Annotated in this window: 20 protein-coding genes; 8 read left to right on the forward strand and 12 right to left on the reverse strand. The window is 67.1% G+C overall.

Going from position 1 to position 20567, the window contains the following annotated elements; translation table 11 throughout:
- Nucleotides 1–39: 39 nt before the first annotated feature.
- The 3 genes from C454_RS10050 to C454_RS10060 all read right to left on the reverse strand — a co-directional run bounded on the left by C454_RS10050 (nt 40) and on the right by C454_RS10060 (nt 2223).
- Nucleotides 40–600 carry a DUF1684 domain-containing protein gene (locus tag C454_RS10050; RefSeq protein WP_004975163.1) on the reverse strand — a complete coding sequence of 187 codons (561 nt, stop codon included), beginning with the start codon at nt 598–600 and terminating at the stop codon, nt 40–42.
- A 60-nt stretch (nt 601–660) separates the two neighbouring features.
- Nucleotides 661–1644: an aldo/keto reductase gene (locus C454_RS10055; RefSeq protein WP_004975166.1), complete on the reverse strand. Its 984-nt coding sequence runs from the start codon at nt 1642–1644 to the stop codon at nt 661–663.
- Nucleotides 1645–1956: 312 nt separating this feature from the next.
- The gene (locus tag C454_RS10060) at nt 1957–2223 is read right to left on the reverse strand and encodes a hypothetical protein (protein WP_004975169.1); all 267 of its coding nucleotides are present in this window, start codon (nt 2221–2223) and stop codon (nt 1957–1959) included.
- Between the two features lie 349 nt (nt 2224–2572).
- Between C454_RS10060 and C454_RS10065 the strand changes: the two genes are divergently transcribed.
- On the forward strand, nt 2573–2854 hold the full coding sequence (locus C454_RS10065; RefSeq protein WP_004975172.1) for a hypothetical protein: 282 nt from the start codon (nt 2573–2575) through the stop codon (nt 2852–2854).
- A 9-nt stretch (nt 2855–2863) separates the two neighbouring features.
- Here C454_RS10065 and C454_RS10070 read toward each other — a convergent pair whose 3' ends face one another.
- The 6 genes from C454_RS10070 to C454_RS10095 all read right to left on the reverse strand — a co-directional run bounded on the left by C454_RS10070 (nt 2864) and on the right by C454_RS10095 (nt 10093).
- Complete coding sequence (locus C454_RS10070) at nt 2864–3799, reverse strand: DMT family transporter (RefSeq protein WP_004975175.1); 936 nt, start codon at nt 3797–3799, stop codon at nt 2864–2866.
- A 115-nt stretch (nt 3800–3914) separates the two neighbouring features.
- The gene (locus C454_RS10075; protein WP_004975177.1) at nt 3915–5246 is read right to left on the reverse strand and encodes an ABC transporter ATP-binding protein; all 1332 of its coding nucleotides are present in this window, start codon (nt 5244–5246) and stop codon (nt 3915–3917) included.
- Nucleotides 5239–6432, reverse strand: a complete 1194-nt coding sequence (locus C454_RS10080) for an ABC transporter ATP-binding protein (RefSeq protein ID WP_004975181.1) — start codon at nt 6430–6432, stop codon at nt 5239–5241. Before C454_RS10080 ends, C454_RS10075 begins: the two co-directional genes overlap by 8 nt.
- Before the next feature lies 1 nt (nt 6433).
- Complete coding sequence (locus tag C454_RS10085) at nt 6434–7498, reverse strand: ABC transporter permease (protein ID WP_004975183.1); 1065 nt, start codon at nt 7496–7498, stop codon at nt 6434–6436.
- A 6-nt stretch (nt 7499–7504) separates the two neighbouring features.
- Entirely contained in the window at nt 7505–8503 is a 999-nt protein-coding gene (locus C454_RS10090; protein ID WP_004975185.1) for an ABC transporter permease, read from the reverse strand.
- A 3-nt stretch (nt 8504–8506) separates the two neighbouring features.
- Nucleotides 8507–10093 carry an ABC transporter substrate-binding protein gene (locus tag C454_RS10095; RefSeq protein WP_004975189.1) on the reverse strand — a complete coding sequence of 529 codons (1587 nt, stop codon included), beginning with the start codon at nt 10091–10093 and terminating at the stop codon, nt 8507–8509.
- 199 nt (nt 10094–10292) lie between these two features.
- Between C454_RS10095 and C454_RS10100 the strand changes: the two genes are divergently transcribed.
- Nucleotides 10293–10931 (forward strand): ribonuclease H family protein, encoded by a 639-nt coding sequence (locus tag C454_RS10100; protein WP_004975191.1) that lies wholly within the window; start codon nt 10293–10295, stop codon nt 10929–10931.
- Nucleotides 10932–11078: 147 nt separating this feature from the next.
- Nucleotides 11079–11786, forward strand: a complete 708-nt coding sequence (locus C454_RS10105) for a twin-arginine translocase subunit TatC (protein WP_004975195.1) — start codon at nt 11079–11081, stop codon at nt 11784–11786.
- 175 nt (nt 11787–11961) lie between these two features.
- Here C454_RS10105 and C454_RS10110 read toward each other — a convergent pair whose 3' ends face one another.
- Nucleotides 11962–14217 carry an NADP-dependent malic enzyme gene (locus C454_RS10110; protein ID WP_004975197.1) on the reverse strand — a complete coding sequence of 752 codons (2256 nt, stop codon included), beginning with the start codon at nt 14215–14217 and terminating at the stop codon, nt 11962–11964.
- A gap of 131 nt (nt 14218–14348) precedes the next feature.
- Nucleotides 14349–15455: a M24 family metallopeptidase gene (locus tag C454_RS10115; protein ID WP_004975200.1), complete on the reverse strand. Its 1107-nt coding sequence runs from the start codon at nt 15453–15455 to the stop codon at nt 14349–14351.
- A 222-nt stretch (nt 15456–15677) separates the two neighbouring features.
- Between C454_RS10115 and C454_RS10120 the strand changes: the two genes are divergently transcribed.
- The 5 genes from C454_RS10120 (at nt 15678) to C454_RS10140 (ending at nt 19456) form a co-directional block, all read left to right on the forward strand.
- Nucleotides 15678–16469, forward strand: coding sequence for a COX15/CtaA family protein (locus C454_RS10120; protein ID WP_193363460.1), 792 nt, complete (start codon nt 15678–15680; stop codon nt 16467–16469).
- Between the two features lie 265 nt (nt 16470–16734).
- Entirely contained in the window at nt 16735–17547 is an 813-nt protein-coding gene (locus C454_RS10125; protein WP_004975205.1) for a basic amino acid ABC transporter substrate-binding protein, read from the forward strand.
- Nucleotides 17548–17596: 49 nt separating this feature from the next.
- Complete coding sequence (locus C454_RS10130; protein ID WP_004975207.1) at nt 17597–18430, forward strand: amino acid ABC transporter permease; 834 nt, start codon at nt 17597–17599, stop codon at nt 18428–18430.
- Nucleotides 18427–19155: an amino acid ABC transporter ATP-binding protein gene (locus tag C454_RS10135; RefSeq protein WP_004975208.1), complete on the forward strand. Its 729-nt coding sequence runs from the start codon at nt 18427–18429 to the stop codon at nt 19153–19155. Before C454_RS10130 ends, C454_RS10135 begins: the two co-directional genes overlap by 4 nt.
- Nucleotides 19156–19225: 70 nt before the next feature.
- Nucleotides 19226–19456, forward strand: coding sequence for a hypothetical protein (locus C454_RS10140; RefSeq protein ID WP_004975210.1), 231 nt, complete (start codon nt 19226–19228; stop codon nt 19454–19456).
- 37 nt (nt 19457–19493) lie between these two features.
- Here C454_RS10140 and C454_RS10145 read toward each other — a convergent pair whose 3' ends face one another.
- Nucleotides 19494–20555, reverse strand: a complete 1062-nt coding sequence (locus C454_RS10145) for a zinc-binding dehydrogenase (RefSeq protein ID WP_004975212.1) — start codon at nt 20553–20555, stop codon at nt 19494–19496.
- Nucleotides 20556–20567: the final 12 nt, after the last annotated feature.

Raw genomic sequence — 20567 nt, forward strand, 5'->3', positions numbered from 1 at the left:
GAAGCGTCCGATATGGAACTTGCGCTTTTGCTTCGCCGGTTACTCGTAGTCTCGCTCCCCGGCGGGGACGACTACGTCGAGCCAGTTCTCCTCGGGGGGAAGCGGACACTCGAAGGTGTCGGTGAACGCGCAAAACGGGTTGTACGCGAGGTTGAAGTCCACGACGACTTCGTCCAACTCGTCGAGGGGCGCGTCGGGCGTGAGTTCCATGTAGCGACCGCCGTTGTAGGTCTGCTGACCCGTCGTCTTGTCGCGGAAGGGGACGAACAGCGTCGGCGAGTCGTCGTGTTCCTGACGATACGCGCCGAGGGTCAGTTCGGCGTCGCGGAGTTCGAAGTGGAACGTGGCGACGCGGAGATACCGGACCTCGCCGTCGGTCGAGGTGTCCATCGTCACCGGCTCGGGGTCGTCGTGCGTCTCGACCGACGCGGTCACCCGGTAGTCGGGGTCGGGGTCGAAGTAGTCGAGGCCGTCGAAGTCGTCCCGTTCTTCCGGCGGAATCGGCGACTGAGGATGCGACCCGAAGAAGTCGTCTTTCTCCTCGCGTTTCGCCCGGAGTTCGGAGACGTAGGCGTCGGCGTCGAACGCGTCGTCGGTCATACGCGACGGTACCCACCGGCGACACCTACACCTGACGGTTCGAAGGCGCGTTCGAACTCGTTACGCGGACAGGTGGCGCTTGGCGGTCGAGATGCGTTTGAACTGCTCGTTCGTGAGCTCGATGTCCGCGGCCACGACGTTCTCGCCGAGCTGGTCGACGGTTCGTGCCCCGATAATCGGCGCGGTGACCTGCGGGTGGTGCATGAGCCACGCGAGGCTGACCTGTGCGGGCGACGCGCCGACCGCCTCGGCGACCCCCTCGATAACCTCGAGCGCGTCGAAGTTCGACGGCGTGAGGTAGGAGTCGGCGAACCGCTGGTCGTTCGCCGCGCGAGAGTCCGCAGGCGGGCGCTCGTCGCGGGCGTACTTGCCCGTGAGAAAGCCGCCAGCCAGCGGCGACCACGGCACGACGCCGATGTCGTAGTCGGCGCACATGTCGAGGTAGTTCCCCTCTATCTCGCGGTTGACGGCGTTGTACCGCGGTTGGGCGATTTTAAACGGCTCGTAGCCGCGCTTGTCGGCGAGTTCGTTCGCCTTGACGACCTTCCAGGCGTTGGGTTCGAGCGTCGAGGTGCCGAGGTAGTTCACCTTCCCGTCGCGGACGAACCCGTCGAGCGTCCGCATGAACTCCTCGACCGGCGTCTCGTCGTCCCACCGGTGGATGTACAGCAGGTCGACGTAGTCGGTGCCGAGCCGGTCGAGGATGCGGTCCATCTGGCGGCGGAGGTGTTTCCGGTTGAGCCCGCGGCCGTTGGCGTCTTCCCGCGTGGGCCAGAAAACCTTGGACGCGACGACGAAGTCCTCGCGGTCGCGCGCTTCGAGCCACTCGCCGATGTACGTCTCGCTCGCGCCGTCGCCGTACATGTCGGCGGTGTCGATGAAGTTCCCGCCGGCGGCGGCGTAAGCGTCGAGCAACTCGTGGGCGCGGTCGCGGCCGACCTCGACCTCGCCGTCGTCGGCCTGTCGACCGAACCGCCACGTCCCGAACGCGAGTTCGGAGACCGTCGTTCCGGTCCGTCCTAGTGGAACCATCGCGAGCGACATACCGAATCCGAAGACCGGACCGCGGTAAAGCCACTCGATTCACGATGGTCGAAGATGAGAAACCTGAGGCCGTGGCAGGTCGGCGCATCGAGCGTCTGAGGAGCGGGCGAGAACCTCGATGGAGGCGCGTGGCGAGCGCTCGCGAGGTCGAGAAACGGAGAGCGGGAGGTGGAAAGCGAGAGGTGGAAAGCGAGAGGTGGAAAGTGAGAGGTGGAAAGCGGGAAGTGGAGGGAGAACACCGCGTCTGTTTGATTCGCCGTGTCAGGCAACGCACGCACGATTACGGACAGGCGTGTCGGCGCGACCGGGCGACTACGACCGGGCGTAGTTGTGCCCGAGCACGAGCGCGAGCGCGTTGAGCGCGAGAAGCGCTCCGAAGACGGTGAATTCGCTCGCTTCGAGGCCGCCGAAGAGCAGGGGCACATACAGGAACGGGAGGGCGACCGCGGCCCAGAAGCCGACGAACCGAAGCGGTGCGGCGACGAGTTCGAAGCCGAGGCGGAGCGGTTGTTCTTCCGTTACGACCTCACGGAGTTGGGAGAGGCGTTCGCGGGGGACCGTGGATGGGGAGTTCGACATTGGTTGGGGGGCACCTACGAGCACAACATGGAGTGGAGGGGTCATAATTACGTGCGAGAATTCCGTTCGTTTCATACTCGTTTACTTGAGACTATTCGGTAAACGTGAAATTTCACGGACCAACGAGCGGCGTTCTAATACTTCACAAACGCCGCTAACTCTTTTATTCACACAACAGTCAAGCGTTCTTGAACAGTCGTCGAATCCTGAATTTCCACGGTTCGACCGAGCGGACTCGGTCCTCGGTGCGCTCGGTGGCCCCCGTGTGGACCGTCGGGCGGGCGACGCTTCGACCGGCATCGTCCCGCAGGGAGCAGGGATTTAGCCCGCCGGCGCGACTGTCGATGCGATGCCAGACCTCAATCGCGTCGCAAAGCGCATGTACAACATCCACCCGAACGCCATGCACCTCACCGTCGGCGAGGAGATAGACGGCACGTTCACGCTGGAGAGCGCGGAGTTCTTCCAGACGGAGTTTCAGGCCGAGGGCCGACGCGACGGCGACGACGCGGTCTACCGGTTCGCGACGACCGAGGACAACGACGCTGTCGTCGTCGGTCAACAGCGACCCGGTGAAAACGGGTGGAGGATGGTCGGCGAAGTGGACTCGGTCGAGCGGGCGGACGCGTAGCCGCGCTTTTCAGTCGGTCGCGCGGACGCCGTCGCCGAACCGATAGCGGAGTTCGCGCCGAATCGCCCCGCGCTTCAGGAGGAGGAACCCGAGGAAGATGAGCGCGAACCCGCCGACCGTCGACGGGGTCGGAACTTCGCTCAGGAACGCCCACCCCGAAAGCGCCGCGAAGACGGGCGCGACGTACGAGACGAGGTTGATTTCGATGGGGCCGAGGCGGTCGAGCAGGTCGAAGTAGATGAGGAAGCCGAGCGCGCTCGCCGCGAGCGAGAGGTACCCGAGCGCGGCGACGGACTGGACGTTGAAGACGACCGAGCCGAGACGCTCGCCGAGTGCGACGGACGCGACGTGCATCAGTCCCGCCCCGAGGAGCATCGACCACGCCTCCATCGTCTCGATGGACAGCTCGGAGTCGACCCGGCGGGTCAGCACCGACCCGAGGGCGAAGGCGGCGGCCGCGCCGAAGATGAGGAGCTTCGCGACCGTGCCGCCGGCGAGGAGGTTGCTCGGGTCGAGCCCCGAGAGCACCGCGACGCCGACGAGGCCGAGGAGGAGGCCGACGACGCCGAGCGCGGTGAGCCGCTCGCTCGGGAGCAAGAGCCGCGCGAATCCAGTGGTGAGCACCGGGCTGAGACTCACGATGACCGCGGCGGCGGCGCTCGTCACGCCCGGGTCGGTCTCGCCGATGAACAAGAGCGCGTGGTAGGCGGCGATGAGGAAGACCGCGCCGATGGCGACTTCCGTCCACTCGGCCCTGCCGCGCGGAAGCGGCGAGTCGGTGGCGTACAGCGCGTAGGCGAGCATCACCACCCCCGCCACGTCGTACCGGAGAGCGGCGAAAAGCACCGGCGGAAAGAACTCGAGTCCGGCTTTGATAGCCATGAACGCGGACCCCCAGACGGCGGCGAGGACGACGAACAGACCGAGGTTTCGGTACCGTGTCACAGCGATGGTGCGCCCGGTGGGGGCCTGAACGTTTCGTTACGGGGTGGTTTCGCCGGTGCCGCGGGGCGAGAACCGCCCACCGGCCACCGCCAACACACCGGTCGTCCGTCGTCGCTCAGTCGTCGGCCTCGGCGGCCGCGCCGGCGTTCGTCTCGATGACGGTCACCTCGTCGGAGCCCTCGTAGAGGTGACACGCCGCGGGGTGCGGCGCCTCGCCGACGGCGGGGCGACGCGTCTCACAGGGGCTCTCGAAGCGTTCCCGAAGCGTCTCGCCGGCGCGGTCGGCCTCGCCCTCGGCGAGGTGGCCGAGCGCCGTGTCGACGACGCCCGCGACCTCGCCGCGGAGTTCGGCGTCGACGTGTCGCGCGCGGGCCTCCTCGATGAACGCTTCCGTGTCCGCTCGGTCGGGGTCGGCGGCGTCCCAGATGTGGTCCGGGTTGACGTCGCCGACCGCCAGGGCGTCGCGGAGGTCCATCACGGAGCGGTAGGTCCCCTGTTCGATGTCGAGGTCGTCAGGGGGGATGACCTGCGGGCACCGCGTCCGGAAGCGACAGCCCGACGGCGGGTTTCGCGGCGACGGCACGTCGCCCGACAGCGCCTCGACCCGCCGGCCGTGTTCGGCCGTGGAGGGTCGGGGAACGCTCTCCAACAGCGCCTTCGTGTAGGGGTGTTTCGGCGACTCGAACAGCTCGTCTGTCGGGCCGAGTTCGACCACGTTGCCGAGGTACATCACGGCGACGCGGTCGCAGATGTGGCGGACGACAGAAAGGTCGTGGGCGATAAAGAGGTACGTCAGCCCGAACTCCGATTGGAGGTCGTCGAGCAGGTTCAGCACCTGCGCCTGCACGGACACGTCGAGCGCCGACACCGGCTCGTCGAGCACGATGAAGTCCGGTTCGAGCGCGAGCGCGCGGGCGATACCGATACGCTGGCGCTGGCCGCCGGAGAACTCGTGGGGGTAGCGGTCGAGGTGGTTCGCCGAGAGGCCGACCCGCTCCAACAGGTCGGCGACCTTGTCGCGCCGCCACTCGCGTTTCGACTCGCCGTCGGCGGACTCGGGAATCCCGTGAATCTTCAGCGGTTCGGCGACGATGTCGCCGACGGTCATTCGCGGGTCGAGACTGGAAAACGGGTCTTGGAAGACGATTTGGGCGTCCCTGCGGAACGCCTTGAGTTCGTCGTCGTCCATCTCGAAGACGTTCGCCCCGTCGAAGGTGACCGCGCCGCCGGTCGCCTCGCGCAGTCGGAGCAGCGTCTCGCCGGTCGTGGACTTCCCGCACCCGGACTCGCCGACGAGGCCGAGCGTCTCGCCGCGTTCGACCTCGAAGGAGATGCCGTCGACGGCCTTCACGCTCGTCGGGTCGCGCCCGAGGAGGCTGTCGACGAACGAGTCCTGCTCGAAGTAGTACTTCTGGAGGTCCCGAACCGCGAGGAGCGGCTCAGTCATCGGCGTTCACCTCTCGGTCGACCGCATCGGCCGCGTCGGCCGAATCGACGGCGTCCGCGGGGTCGTACTCCTGTTCGGCGAGGACGCACCTGACGCTGTGTCGGCCGTCCAGTTCGTACTCGGGGATGCGGGTCAGACAGTCGGTCATGGCTTTGGGACACCGGTCGGCGAAGTAACACGCGTCGGGCATCTCCGAGTCGAGCAGGCTCGGCACGTTGCCCGAGATGGGTTCGAGGCGACCCGAGGGGTCGTCAACGTCCGGAATCGACCCCAACAGTCCCTGCGTGTACGGGTGGACGGGGTTGTCGAAGATGTCGGCGAGCGGGCCGCGCTCGACGACTTCCCCGGCGTACATGACGCCGACGCGGTCGCACATCCGGGCGATGACGCCCAAGTCGTGGGTAATCATCAGGATGCTCATCCCCTCCTGTTCCTGCAGGTCGCGAAGCAGGTTGAGAATCTGGGCTTGGATGGTCACGTCGAGCGCGGTGGTCGGCTCGTCGGCGATGAGGATGTCCGGTTCGCCGGCGAGCGCCTGGGCAATCATCGCCCGCTGGAGCATCCCGCCGGAGAACTGGTGAGGGTACTCCTCGGCGCGGTCCTCGGGGTCGGGGATGCCGACCTGGTCGAGCAGTTCGACCGCGCGGTCCATGCTCTCGTCGTCGACGTAGCTCTTCGAGGGGAGAAGCGAGTCCACGAGGAGCGAACCGAGACCGTAACCCTGCGTCCGCGAGCGCGTGCTTCGCGGGTTCGACCGGGCGCGGCGCTGGACCTCGACCGCCTCGGCTATCTGCTCGCCGACGGTTATCGAGGGGTTGAAACTGCTCATCGGGTCCTGAAACACCATGCTGAACGACGGGCCGCGGAGCGACCGCCGGACGCCCTTCGGGAGCCGCCGGATGTCCACGAGGTCGCCGTCGACGGCCTCGGGCTTCGACCCGCGGAACTCCTCGGCGAGGTCGGCGTTGCGGTACCATATCTCGCCTTGGGTCACGCGGCCGGGCGATTCGATGAGGTCGATGACCGAGAGCGCGGTCACGGACTTACCGGACCCGGACTCGCCGACGATGCCGAATATCTCGCCGTCTTCGACGTCGAACGAGACGCTCTCGACCGCGTTGACCTGCCCCTCCTCGGTGAAAAACCGAGTGGAGAGGTCGCGGACGCTGAGAATCGTGTCGGCCATCTCAGACGCCCCCCTCCCCTTCGATGCCGGGGTCGAGCGCGTCTCTGAGCCAGTCGCCGACGAGGTTCAGCCCGATGACCGTCACCACGATGGCGAGGCCGGGCATCGTCGAAATCCACCACGCGGTGGACTGGTACTGCCGGCCGAGGGCGATGTCGAAGCCCCACGACACGTCGGCGCCGGAGAAGCCGAGGAACGACAGCGCCGATTCGAGCAGGATGATGGCGGCCACCTGAATCGTCGCCAACACGAGGATGGGCGTGATGGCGTTGGGAAGGACGTGTCTGAGCATCGTCCGCCCGTCGCTCGCGCCGAGGGCCTTCGCGGCCTTCACGTACTCCTCCTCGCGGATGGAGAGCGCTTCGCCGCGGGCGACGCGGGCGAACCACACCCAGTTGACGAGCGCGACGACGACGATGACCGTCCCCGGGAGGACGACCGTCTCGGGCATTCCCGTCGGTAACCCGACCGCCGAGCGGAACGCCGGGGCGAGTCCGGTGGCGACGAAGGGGTCGGGGATGGGCGCTTGGGCCTGCCCCCAGACGCCGACGAGGGCGATCGCGAGCACGAGCGAGGGGAACGCGAGCATGATGTCCGCGCTCCGCATCAGGAGGTCGTCCACGCGACCGCGGTAGAACCCCGCTGACAGCCCGACGAGGACGCCGATGAGCGCCGCGAGCGACGTGCCGAACAACCCGACGAGGATGGACGTTCTCGCGCCGTAGATGATGCGCGAGAGGATGTCCCGCCCATTGCCGTCGGTGCCGAGCGGATGGGCGGCCGTCGCGTTCGTGTAGACGGTCTGCGTCTCGGTGACGACCTGACCGTCCTCGATGACGACGCTCCCGTCTTCCATCTTCGTCACCTCTTTCGTCTCTTTGGTGCTGAAGCCGAGCGGCGGCTGTCGGGAGTTATCGAGACTCTGTTGAGACGGGCTATACGGGGAGATAAACGGGGCGAAGACGGCCATCGCCACCATGAGGATGACGACGACGATGCCGAGCTTCGCGAGGAGACTCCGTCTGAGTTCCCGACGAAGGTTTCTGCGTGTGCGTTCCGATATCATAGAGCGTTAATCGTAGGCCACCTGCGGGTTGACGTAGGCGTACAGGGCGTCGACGAGGATGTTCACGAGGACGAACCCGACCGCGACGACGATGAGCGAGCCCTGTAAGACCGGCCAGTCGCGGGCGTTGATGCTGTTGATGATGAGCGTCCCGAGCCCCGGCCACGCGAAGACGGCCTCCGTGATGACGGCCCCGCCGATGAGCGTGCCGAGCTGGAGGCCGATGACGGTGATGACCGGAATGAGCGTGTTCCGAAGCGCGTGTTTGTAGCGGACCAGGGTCTCCGGAAGCCCCTTCGCCCGCGACGCGCGGACGTACGTCTGCCCGAGCTGGTCGAGCATCCCGCTGCGGGTGAGTCGCGTGATGAGCGCGGTGAAGTAGGTCCCGAGCGTGATTGCTGGCAGTGTGATGTGCCACAGCCACGTCACGAAGCCACGTATCGCCGCGCCCGCCTCACCGCCGACGAGAAGCATCGCGATGCCGTCGAGGCCGATGGGGCGCTGGCTCGTCGGGAACAGGTTCAACTGGACCGCGAGCACGAGGATGAGCATCACCCCGAGCCAGAAGTTGGGCGTGCTGATGCCGACCAGTGAGAACACGGTCGCGCCGTAGTCCGCGGGCTGGTGACGCCGCGTGGCCGACAGGACGCCGAGCGGAATCGCGATGACGACGGCGACGACGGTCGCCGCGATGGCGAGTTCCAGCGTCGCCGGGAGCTTCGCGACGACGCGCGCCGCGACCGGCGTTCGGGTCACGAGCGACAGGCCGAGGTCGCCGAACGGGATGCCCGAGACGAACTGCCAGTACTGCACGTACAGGGGCTCGTTCAGCCCGAGTTCGGCGATGACCTGCGCCCTTACCTCCGGGTCGACATCGGGCGGTAACAGCACGTTCGCCGGGTCCCCCGGCGAGATGAACCGGAGGCCGAAGACGACCGTAATGACCCCCCAGATGACGAACAGCCCCTGGAGCGAGCGTTTGATGAGGAACCTCGACAGCGACATCGACTACTGCTGGCTCATCGCGTACGCGTCGATGCGCTCGTCGGAGCGGGCCTCCCAGGCGATGGCGTCGTTGACGCCGTAGACGCTGTACTGCTGGTTCAGGAATATCCACGGGCACTGCTCGTGGGCCATCGCGTTCGCCTCCTGGAGGGTCGCCTCGCGCTCCTCGCCGGACTGGTTGCCGGCCTGTTCGAGCAGCGCGTCGAACTCCTCGTTTTGCCACGTCGTGAGCGTCCCGTCGGAGGCGAGAAGCGCCTCCATGACGAGGCCGCCGTCGAACGTCGCCTCGCCCCAGCCGATGAGGAACCACGGCGGGCGGGCCTCGATGCTGCCCGCGAGCAGTTCGTCCACGAGCGACCCGAAGTCGCGCTGGCGAACCGTCGCCGTGACGTTCGGTAGCTCGTCGATGTAGCCCGCGACCGCCTGCGCGATTTCGAGGTCCTTCAGGTAGCGGCCGACCGGCGTGTTGAGTTCGATCTCCGCGCCGGCGTAGCCGGACTCTTCGACCAACTGCTCCGCCTGGTCCGGGTCGTACGGGTACGGGTCGAGGTCGGGGTTGTGGCCGACGAACTCGGGGAGCGTCGGCTGGCCCGTCTGCGCGCCGAAGCCGCCGAGGACGTTCTGGACGATGCTCTCGAGGTCGATGGCGTAGTTCATCGCCTGCCGGAACTCGACCGAGTCGAACGGTTCGACGTCGTAGCGCATCCCGTTGTAGATGATGCGGGTCGACGGGGCCGCGGCGACGCGCGCGTTGTCGGAGTTGGTGACGCGCTGGACCTCCTGGGGCGGGACGTTGACGATGAGGTCGGTCTCGCCCTGCAGGAGTTGGTTGACGCGAGTGCTGGCCTCGGACGCCGCGCGGAAGGTGAGGGTGTCGACCGCCGCGGGCTCCTGCCAGTAGTCCTCGTACGCCGTGAGGACGACCTCCTCGTCTTCGGTGTACGAATCGAGTTGGAACGGTCCGGTACCGTTCATGTTCTGACCGATGTACGCCTTGTCGTTCTCCTCGACCCACGACTGCTGCATCACGTCGAGGTAGGTCGCGAACTCGGAGAACACGATGGGGTTGAGCGAGGAGTTGTTGACCTTGACGGCGTTCTCGCCCTCGATGACTTCCGCGCCGGCGACGCCGGCGAGTTGGTCGCTCTGCGGACTGGCGAAGCTCACCTCCTCGTCGACGACGCGGTTGATGCTGTACGCGACGTCCTCGGGGGTGAGTTCGTCGCCGTTGTGGAACGTGACGTCCTCGCGGAGGTCGAACCGGACCGCGTTCTCCCCGTCGATGCGCTCGTAGTTCGTCCCCAGTGCGGTCTGAATCGACCCCGCCGCGTCGCGGGTCAGGACGCCCTCGTACGCGTGGAGGACGACGATGTCGGTCGTCGTCTCGCGGTGGTCGTGCGGGTCGAGGCCGGAGGGCATCTGGCCCTGCGTGATGGTCACGTCGAACGAGCCGCTGTCCTCGGTCGTCGTCGTTTCGGTGGTCTCGGTCTCCTCGCCGCCGGTCGTCGTCGTTTCGGTGGTCTCGGTCTCCTCGCCGCCGCCGCCGGAACAGCCCGCGAGCGCCGCCGACGCCGCCGCGCCGCCTGCCAACTTAATGTACGACCGTCGACTAATGTGTGAATTGGTATCAGCCATCGAAGGTAGATTGCGTCGGTCGTTCTTATATCCATTGCCTGTGATTCGGCTCCCGCATAGCGTTCTGCCCATATATTGTGCGCAGTTATGCTCCCGAGTCATCACCCCCCGAACACGGGGTACGTTTATTAGGGACTATCGCCGAACGATTCGTATGGCCGTGACCGGCCGTCCCACACTTCGGGACTTGTTCGACGAGTCGCCGACGCCTCACATCGCACACCCGCCGCGCACGCACCAACGACACTTCTACGTCGCGACGGACGGGTCGTACCGCCCGAACGGCGGCGGACTCGGTGCGGTGATAGAGACCCGCGACGGCGAGCGAGTCGCCCGTATCGCGCTCCCAGACGTGCCGCCGAACAACAACGTCTCGGAGTATCGCGCGCTCCACCTCGGACTGGACGTGCTCGCCAATCGCGCGCCGCCGGGCGCTCGCGTCGGCGTCCTCGTCGACCACGACGACCTCGCCGCGAACGTCAACAACGCGGTGCTCGCCGGCGACCATCCCGACTGGAAGTCGCCGAAGCGCATCGTCGTTCCCGCCGGCAGCGAACACCACTGGCGGGGGATTCAGGCCCGCATCGCCGGGTTCAAAGAGCTTCGCGCCGCGCGAATCGACAGCCGCGAGAACCCCGCGCACCCGCTGGCGAACGCGCCGGGGGAGTACGAACACGTCAACCGGCGGCCCGACCGCTGCGTGCTCCCCGACCCACCGGAGTTCGACACGGACTCCGGCACGGACGTGAGCTATCTCCCGCCCTCGCGGTTCGAGGGACGCGCGAGCGACTGAGCGCGAGGCGTCGACGGCGACCGCGTTCGCCCCCGCCTCCGTCGGGTGGGCCGCCGAGCGCGAGCCGTCTCATCGGGCCGTCGCCTCGTCGACGGCCGGTCACTACTTCGTCAAAAAGTTGACAACGCGGAGCGACGACGCTATCGCATGGACTCCGCGGAGACCGTCGACACGTTCGACCCGCGGCGACGCGGACTCTCGCCGCTCGGCGCGGCCGCGAGACGCCACGCACGCCGACTCGTCGCCACCGGCCTCTCGACGGCCGGTTTCGTCTTCGCCGCCGTCCGCGACCCCGGAATCCTGTCACCGGCCGCCGGCGTCTCACCGACCGCCGGTGTTTCGACGGATGTCGTTACCGCCGGCGGCCCGGCCTTGCTCGTTCGCCTCGAACTGGGCGTGCTCGCCGGCCTCCTCGCCGCCGGCGCTTCGCTCGTGTTTCTCGCCCAGCGCGACCCCGCAGTCGATATCCGCGCCGCGTGGGGCTGGTTCGCGCTCGCCGCCGCGGGGTTCCTCGTCGGAACCGCCGCCGCGCGTCAGGTCGCGCCCGCGCTCTTCGACCTCCTGGTCGAGTGGGGCCGCGTTACGGCCGACTCCCGCCAGTCGGCGCTCGAACTCGAACTGTTCTTCCCGGCCGCGGTCGGCGGCGGCGCGGCCGTCGCTCCGCTCTTGCTCGGATTACGCCGCGCCGGCGCGCTCTCTCGTCGACTCGCCGGCGGGACGAGAGGGCTGTCGCTCCTCTGTCTCGTCGCCTTCGCCGCGTGTTTCTCGCCGCCGGACTCGACGACGTTCGCGCTCTACGCGGCCCCGCCCGCGGTCGGACTGGGCGTCGCCGTCGCGTGGGTCGAGTTCGGGTGAGCGACTCGCCGAAAAATCCGAAGACCGACTGCGCGTTACGTTACTCTTCTTCCTGCGCGTCCACGACCGCCGTCGCCGCCAGCTCGAACGACCAGCTTTTTTCGGTTCGGGTTCGCTCCGCTCACCCTCCCCGGAAAAAGCTGGACCAAAAAATCCCTCGCTTCGCTCGGGTCCGTTACTCTTCCTGCGCGTCCACGACCGCCGTCGCCGCCAGATTGACGATGTCTTTGACTTCGTCGCCGCGCTGGAGGACGTGGACCGGCTTGTCCATGCCGACGAGCATCGGACCGATGGCCTCCGCGCCGCCGAGGCGCTGGAGGAGCTTGTAACCGATGTTACCCGCTTCGAGGTTCGGGAAGACGAGCAGGTTCGCGGGGTCGTCGAGCTCCGCGAAGTCGTAGGTGCCTTCGAGGATGTCCTCGACGAGGGCGGTGTCGGCCTGCATCTCGCCGTCGACCGGGAAGTCAACGGCGGGGTCGTCCTGCAGGAGCGCCGCGGCGTCGCGGGGCTTGCGCGTCCCCTCGTTCGTGACGCTCCCGAAGTTGGAGTACGAGAGCAGCGCCGCGCGGGGTTCGACGTTGAACTGGCGGGCCAGCTCCGCCGTGTGCTTCGTAATCTCCGCGAGAATCTCCTCGTCGGGGTCGAGGTTGACCGTCGTGTCGGCGCAGAAGACGACGCGGTTCTTGAACGTCATCATGTAGACGCCGGCCGCGTAGTTGGCGTCGTCGGCCGTGCCGATAATCTGCAGCGGCGGGCGGAGCGCCGAGGGGTAGTGGTGAGTCAGCCCCGTCAGCATCGCGTCCGCGTCGCCGACCTCGACCATGACGCTGGCGAAGTAGTTCGAGTCGCGGCGGACGAGTTCCTCCGCTTCGGACTTCGTGATTCCCTTGCGCTGGCGAAGCTCGTAGAGGCGGTCGACGTAGTGGTCCCACTCGCCGTCGCGGGGATTGGCGATGGTCGGGTCGAAGTCGAGGCCCAACTCCTCCGCCTTGCGCAGAATCGTCGTCGTCTTCCCGACGAGGATGGGCTCGGCGATTCCCTCCTCCTGCATCTGGTAGGCGGCGCGAATCATCTTCTCGTTGGAGCCCTCGGCGAGGGCGACCCGCTTGGGGTTCGACTTCGCCTTGTTGAGGACGACGCGCATCATCTCGCGGGACTTCCCGAGCCGGGCTTCGAGGCGCTCGCGGTACGCGTTCATGTCGAGGCGCTTGCGAGCCGCGCCGGAGGTCATCGCCGCCTGCGCGACCGCGGGTGCGACTTCGAACAGCACGCGGGGGTCGAGCGGCTTGGGAATGACGTAGTCGGCACCGAACTGGAGCGGGTGGTCGCCGTAGGCCTTCACGACCGCGTCTGGCACGTCCTGTCGGGCGAGTTCGGCGAGCGCCTCGGCGGCCGCGCGCTTCATCGCCTCGTTAATCTCGGTCGCGCGCACGTCGAGCGCGCCGCGGAAGATGAAGGGGAACCCGAGGACGTTGTTGACTTGGTTCGGGTAGTCGGAGCGCCCGGTCGCCATGATGACGGTGTCCTCGCGGGCCTCTTTCGCGTCCTCGTAGGTGATTTCGGGGTCCGGGTTGGCCATCGCGAAGATGACGGGGTTGTCGGCCATCGACCGCACCATCTCCTGGCTGACGACGCCGCCGACCGAGAGCCCCGCGAGAACGTCCGCACCCTCCATGGCGTCGGAGAGCGAGCCCTCGTCGACCGGCTTGGCGAACTCGGCTTTGTACTTGTTGACGTCGCCCGCTTCGACGCGCGACTCGGTGATGATTCCCGAGGAGTCGCACATCGTGATGTTCTCCTTTTTCGCGCCGAGGGAGACGTAGAACCGCGCCGTCGCGAGCGCGGACGCGCCCGCGCCGGAGAAGACGATGTCGAGGTCGTCGAGGTCCTTGTCCACGATGTCGGCGGCGTTCAGAAGCGCCGCGCCGGAGATGATGGCCGTGCCGTGCTGGTCGTCGTGGAACACGGGGATGTCCATCTGTTCACGGAGCTGTCGTTCGATTTCGAAGCACTCCGGGGCCTTGATGTCCTCCAGATTGATGCCGCCGAACGTCGGCTCCATGGCCTTCGTCGCCGCCACGAAGTCGTCCACGTCGGCGATGTCGAGTTCGACGTCGAACACGTCGATGTCGGCGAAGCGCTTGAACAGCACGCCCTTGCCCTCCATCACCGGCTTCGACGCCTGCGCCCCGATGTCCCCCAGCCCGAGGACGGCGGAGCCGTTCGAGACGACGCCGACGAGGTTGCCCTTCGCCGTGTACTCGTAGGCGGCGTCTTCGTCCTCCGCGATGTCGAGACACGGCGCGGCCACGCCCGGCGAGTACGCCAGGCTCAGGTCGCGCTGCGTATTCGTCGGCTTCGTCGTCGCAATCTCGATTTTTCCGGGCGGGTCTTGTCTGTGATATTCCCGTGAGTCGTCGTCCAGTCCCATGACCCACACGTCCTCACGCAGGGGGCAAAAAGCTATTCAACAACGTCGAATTTTGACTTCGACAATAGTCGAATCCTCACCGGACGGCGGCGAGGTCGGGACGGCGAATCGACGCCGCTCCGCTCGAAAAATTACTCCGTTTCGATGTGAAGAATTTCCGGGCGTTCGAGTTCGACGGTCCCCTCGGCGTCGGTCACGGTCCGGGTCGGCCAGCGACCGGTCGCGGTCAGCACTTCGACGCCCTCGTCGGTGACGAGCGCCGTGTCCTCGCTTTTCGCCCCCTGAATGGTCGGGTTGTAGGCGTAACCCATCGGCGCGCGGACCTCGTCGTCGGCGTCGGGCGTGGCGAACCACTCGCGGCCGGCGAACCCGGCCGCGCCGCCCTGGTGGTGGTTCAGCCACTCCTCGGACTCGCCGACCGAGTCGTAGGCGTCGCGAATGGCGTCGAACACGTCGCCGGCGGTGCCGCCTTCCACGGCGGCCTTTCGGGTCGCGGCCAGCGCCTCCGTCTCGACCCGCATCGCCCCCTCGTGCCGGGTTTCGAGCCACTCGGGCGCGTCGAACGCGACGGTGCGCGTGCAACTCGCGTAGAGGCCGCCGCGCTGGGCCGTCACGGAGACGAGCGCGTAGTCGCCGAGTTCCTCCTGTTTGGGCGTGTAGTGGCGGTACTTCTGGACCCGCCGCCCGCTGCCGACGAGCACGACCGGCGCTTCGATACCCATCGCGCTGAGCGTGACTTTCAGACCGGAGGCGACCTCGTGTTCCGTGTCGCCCGGTTCGAGTTCGCGACAGACCCGCTCGACGGCGCTCGCCGCGTCGCGGCCGAGTTCGCGGTAGGCCTCGATGTCGGCGTCGGAAAGCGGCTGGCGGACGGCCGCGGCGTCCACGTCCTCGAAGCCGGGCACGTCGAAGTCGGCGGCGGCGGGGGTCGGCGAGACCGCCTCGACGCCGGACGCCAGCGAGCCCTCGTACCACTGGAAGCGGTGGACGCGAACGTCCTCGTGGGGCACTTCCTCGTGGAGCAGCCGGGTCGCTTCGATGTTGTCCGTCACGACGTGGAACTCGTCGCCGTCGTAGCCGGCGGCGGCGACGCCCAAAGGCGAGTCGCGGTCGACGACGTTGTCGCCGCCGAGGAGCCACGCGAAGGAGTTCGGTCGGGCGAACCAGACCGCTTCGAGGCCGTTGTCGTCGAGGTAGCCATCGAGTCGGTCCGCTCGGGATTCGAGTCGCTCGTCCATGTTCGCGCGTCCAACCGAACCGACTTGAATGGGACGGCTCGGACAAGTGGGACGAAGCCCGTCGGGGCGTCCGGAGCCGACCGGTTCCGACCGGTGCCAGCCACGGGGCGGCGCTCCGGAGCGACGCCTTCGAGGACCATACCGACGAGATATAAGTTCGCGCGGTCCCGACCCACGCGTATGACACCTCGGCTTCGCCGCCTCCTCGCGGGGGCCGCCGCGATGACCGGCGTCCTGATGGTCCTCGGCGTGTACACCGCCGCCTCGGGGGCCGGCCTCACCTGCGCCGGGCGCTGGCCGTTCTGCGACGGCTTCCTCGGCCTGTTCCCGGCCAACTGGGGCAGCTTCATCGAGTGGTTCCATCGCCTCGTCGCCATGCTCACCGGCTTCCTCATCCTCGGGACGACCGTGCAGGCGTGGCGCGAGGGCGTCGCGAAAGGCGTCCGCTACGCGCTCGTCGTCGCCACGGTCATCCTCCCGTTCCAAATCGTCCTCGGGGCGCTCACCGTCACCGAGTACGAGTGGGTCATCCTCACCGCCCACTACGTGGTCGCGACCTCCATCTTCACCGCCGTCGTCGCCGCCGCGGCGTGGGGGCTCGTCGACCGCGGCATCCCCCGCATCGCCGACGCGGTGAGACTGGCGCTCGTCGGCGCGCCCGTCATGCTCGTCCTCGCGCCCCACGCGTTCGTCTCCTTCGGCCCGACGACGCAAGCGGTCTACTACGTCGTCGGCCTCGCCACCTACGCCGCGCTCCTCGCGGTCACTCTCTGGGCGAACGCCGCCCACGGCCCGCGGGCGGACGCCTACGGCCGGCTCAGATTCGTCACCGCGCCCGCGAGCGTCGTGGTCGTCGCGCTCCTCATCGCCGGCCGGCAGGTGTACGGCCCGGCGCTCGAACTCGCCCACCTCGGCGGGACGGTCCTCGCGCTCGTCCTCGTCGTCGGCGCGGCGGTGCTCGTCCGCGGCGGGCTTCCGGTACCGCAGGCCGGCGCGACGAACGACGCGGACTGACGAGCGGACCGCAACCAGATTTGTCGTGCGCTCGCCCGGGTGTCGGAGATGCCTTCAATACTCGTACTAATCGAGGCAATATTTACAACAGTATTGCCAGAAGTTGTACGACAATCCGAGACCAACGAAGGGGTGACGACGTTTCGCGGTTGGAGATATATCCCACCCATCTACACAATTCCCGGATATTTTTCGTCAATATCGGAACGAATTGACGAACGGACCGAAGAAGTGTTATACGGGGCTGTGCTACCTGAGGGCTGTTATGGAACGTCGCACCTTTCTGAAGGGCTCCGCCGGGGCCGCGGCCGCGTTCACGCTGGCCGGCTGTCTCGGCGGCGGCGGCAGCGGTAGCGAGACGATTACCATCGGCTCGGACATCCCGTACCGGCCGTTCGAGTACGAGACGACCGAGGGCGAACTCGTCGGCTTCGACGTCGACATCGCGCAGGCCGTCTTCACCGACGAACTCGGCTACGAACACGAGTTCCAGAAGACGAGCTTCGACAGCATCATTCCCTCGCTCAACAACGGGAACTTCCGCGTCATCATGTCCGCGATGACCATCACCGAGGACCGCGCCGAGCAGATCGACTTCTCGGACCCGTACTTCACGGCGTACCAGACGGTCATCGTCCTCAACCAGAGCGACATCTCCTCGAAGGAGGACCTCCGGGGCGTCACCGTCGGCGTCCAGAAGGGGACGACCGGCGAGAGCGCCGCGACCAGCCTCAAAGAGGAGTTCGGCGGCGACCTGACGATTCAGAGCTACGACCAGGTGACCGGCGCGTTCGACGCGCTCCGGAACAACCAGGTCAGCGCGGTCGTCAACGACAACACCGTCAACGCCGCGTTCGTCGAGCAGAGCGACAACGTCCGGTTCCTCGAGGGAGCCGGTGCCGCCGAAGAACAGGGCAAGGAGAACGCCCCGCCGTACCTCACCCTCACCGTCGAGGAGTACGGCATCGGCTTCCGGCAGGACGACGACGACCTCCGCGAGGAGGTCAACGGCGCGCTCCAGACCATCCGCGACAACGGGACGTACGACGAGATTTACTCGGAGTACTTCTCCGGGTAACCCGAACCAGGACGCGTTTTTTATCCCACTACCGTGAGAAACACTACCAATGGCTGAATCTTACTCCGAGGGGCGAACCGGCGACGGTGAGTACCAAGAGCAGTTTTTGAACGACAAAACGCTCAGACGACTGGGCGCGGCCATCGCGGGGCTATTCACGCTCGGAGTCGGCGGATTCATCGCGGCGATTATCTTCACCCAGGTCGATTTCGAACTCTTCGTGGAGATCATCCACCCGCAGTTCGTCAACGCGTTCCTGCGAGTGCTCGCCATCATCCTCGTCGGGAGTCTGTTGTCCGTTACCGCGGGCATCTTCGTCGGACTCGGTCGGGTGTCGAACACGGGGTTCACGAACGCCGTCGCGACCGCCTACGTCGAGTTCTTCCGCGGGACGCCGCTTCTGTTCCAGTTGCTCGTCATCTACGTCGGGATTCCGGCGTTCTGGCCGCCGGGGCAGTTCCCTATCTCCAACTGGCAGTACCCTACAGCCATCATTGGGCTGACGCTCAACCACGCCGCCTACGTCGGCGAGGCCGTCCGCGGCGGCATCGACGCCGTCCCGGAGGGACAGATGGAGGCCGCCCGCTCGCTCGGGATGTCCTACGTGCAGGGCATGCGCGAGGTCGTCCTGCCGCAGGCGTGGCGCAACGCGCTCGCCGCCATCGGCAACGACCAGGTCATCCTCGTGAAGGACACCTCGCTCCTGACGGTCATCGCCGTTCCGGAACTCATCAGCGCGTTTCGCAACGTCAACTCGACCACGTTCGACCCGTGGACGCCGATTATCCTCGTCGCCATCGCCTATCTCATGATTACGGTTCCGCTCGGCAAAATCGTCAGCTACCTCGAAGCCCGCTCGGACTGGGGGGGTGACCGCCGATGAGTCTCCTCGAATTCGACGAGGTTGACAAGTACTTCGGCGAGACGCACGTCCTGAAAGACGTCGACCTCGACGTCGAAGAGGGCGAAGTGTGCGTCATCATCGGCCCCTCGGGGTCCGGGAAATCGACGCTCCTCCGCTGTGCGAACCGCCTCGAAGAGATTCAGGACGGCGAGATTCGACTTGAAGGCCAGTCCATCTCCGCGGAGGACGCGGACATCAACCGCCTGCGCCAGCGCATCGGCATGGTGTTCCAGAGCTTCAACCTCTTTCCGCACAAGACGGCGCGGGAGAACGTGACGCTCGCCCCGACGAAGGTCAAGGGTCTCAAGAAAGGCGACGCCGAGCGTCGCGCCGACGAACTGCTCGACCGCGTCGGCCTCCGCGCGCAGTCGAACTCCTACCCGAACCAGCTCTCGGGCGGCCAGCAACAGCGCGTCGCCATCGCCCGCGCGCTCGCGATGGACCCGCACGTGATGCTGTTCGACGAGGTCACGAGCGCGCTCGACCCCGAACTCGTCGGGGAGGTGCTCGACGTGATGCACGACCTCGCCGAGGAGGGCATGACGATGCTCGTCGTCACCCACGAGATGGGCTTCGCCCGCGAGGTCGGCGACCGCATCGTCCTCATGGCCGACGGCAAAGTCGTCGAGGACTCGCCGCCCGAGGTGTTCTTCGAGAACCCGAAGACCGACCGCGGCAAGCAGTTCCTCTCGAAACTGCTCTGAGCCGGGGTAGCCGGGCACACACCCGGATTCTTCCAACAAGCTTATCCCCCGAAACGCCGCTTGCTGCGGCATGAACTACGCTCCCCGCGAATTCAGTCACGAACCGCCCGATTGCGAACACACCAAGGCCGTTCTCTTCTGTCAGACCTGCGGTCGCGCCGCCGGTATCGACGAGTGGCCCGAACAGACGCACGACGGCCGGACGGTCCGACTCGACTGCCCGGACTGCGGCGAGGTCGTCTGGCGCGGACTGGACGACGAGGCGACCGAAGAACGTCGAGCGCCGACGCCGACGCCCTGAGCCGGCACCGAGCGTCCGAACCGACGACAGCCCTGTTTTACGGAACCATCACTTCGACGCCGACGGTGTCGTAGTCGGTCATCGCGGCCAGCCGCTCGGGAACCTCGTCGAGCGAGACGGTCTTCGTCACGAGCGACCCGGGGTCGACCGCGTCCGACGCGAGCAGCGAGAGCAGGTCGTCCGCACTCGTCGGCGGCATCCCGCGCGCGCCGAGGAACGACACCTCGTGTCTCGTCATCCAGTCGGTCGGCAGCGACACGTTCCCCTTTTCGGCCTCGGTCGTCAGGCCGACCTGCACGTGCGAGCCCCGCGGCCGGACCGACCGGACCGAGTTCCGACAGGTCTCCGCGACGCCGAGCGCGTCGAGCGAGACGTGCGCCCCGCCGTCGGTCAGCCCCCGGATGGCCTCGACCGGGTCCTCCGTGGAGCCGTTGACGACGGCGTCCGCACCGAGGTCGGCGGCCGCATCCAGCGCGGAGTCGCGCACGTCGACGGCGACGACGCGCGCGCCGAGGACGTTCGCCACCTGAATCGCAGAGAGGCCGACGCCGCCACAACCGTGGACGGCGACCCACTGCCCCGCGCGGAGACCGGCGCGGGCGTCGAGGGCGTTGTAGGCGGTCATGAACCGGCAGCCGAGCGCGGCCACGTCGGTCGGCGAGACGCCCTCGGGGAGCCGAATCGCGTTGTAATCGGCGGAGGGGAGATGCACCAAGTCGGCGAACGCGCCCTGCGCGGAGAGTTCGAAGCCGAGGGCGTTGGGGTGGTCGCCCGTGCAGACGTTGCCGTGGCCGGTCCGACAGTAGCCGCACGAACCGCACGCGAGGTTGAACGGCAAGGCGACGCGGTCGCCCTCCGCAATTGTCTCGACGCGCTCGCCGACTTCGACGACGCGGCCCGCGGGCTCGTGACCGAGAATCTGTCCGGACGGAACCGCGTCGTTTGCCCACTCGCCGTGGCCCATCCACGAGTGCCAGTCGCTCCGGCAGATGCCGCAGGCCTCGACCTCGACGACGACGCCGTCGGGGTCGCACGTCGGGTCGGGGACTTCGGTCACGTCGAGCGGTTCACCGTGTTCGCGGAGGACTGCGGCTCTCATACGCGCGGTTCG

Source organism: Haloferax gibbonsii ATCC 33959 (assembly GCF_000336775.1).
In the GTDB taxonomy this organism is placed as follows: domain Archaea; phylum Halobacteriota; class Halobacteria; order Halobacteriales; family Haloferacaceae; genus Haloferax; species Haloferax gibbonsii.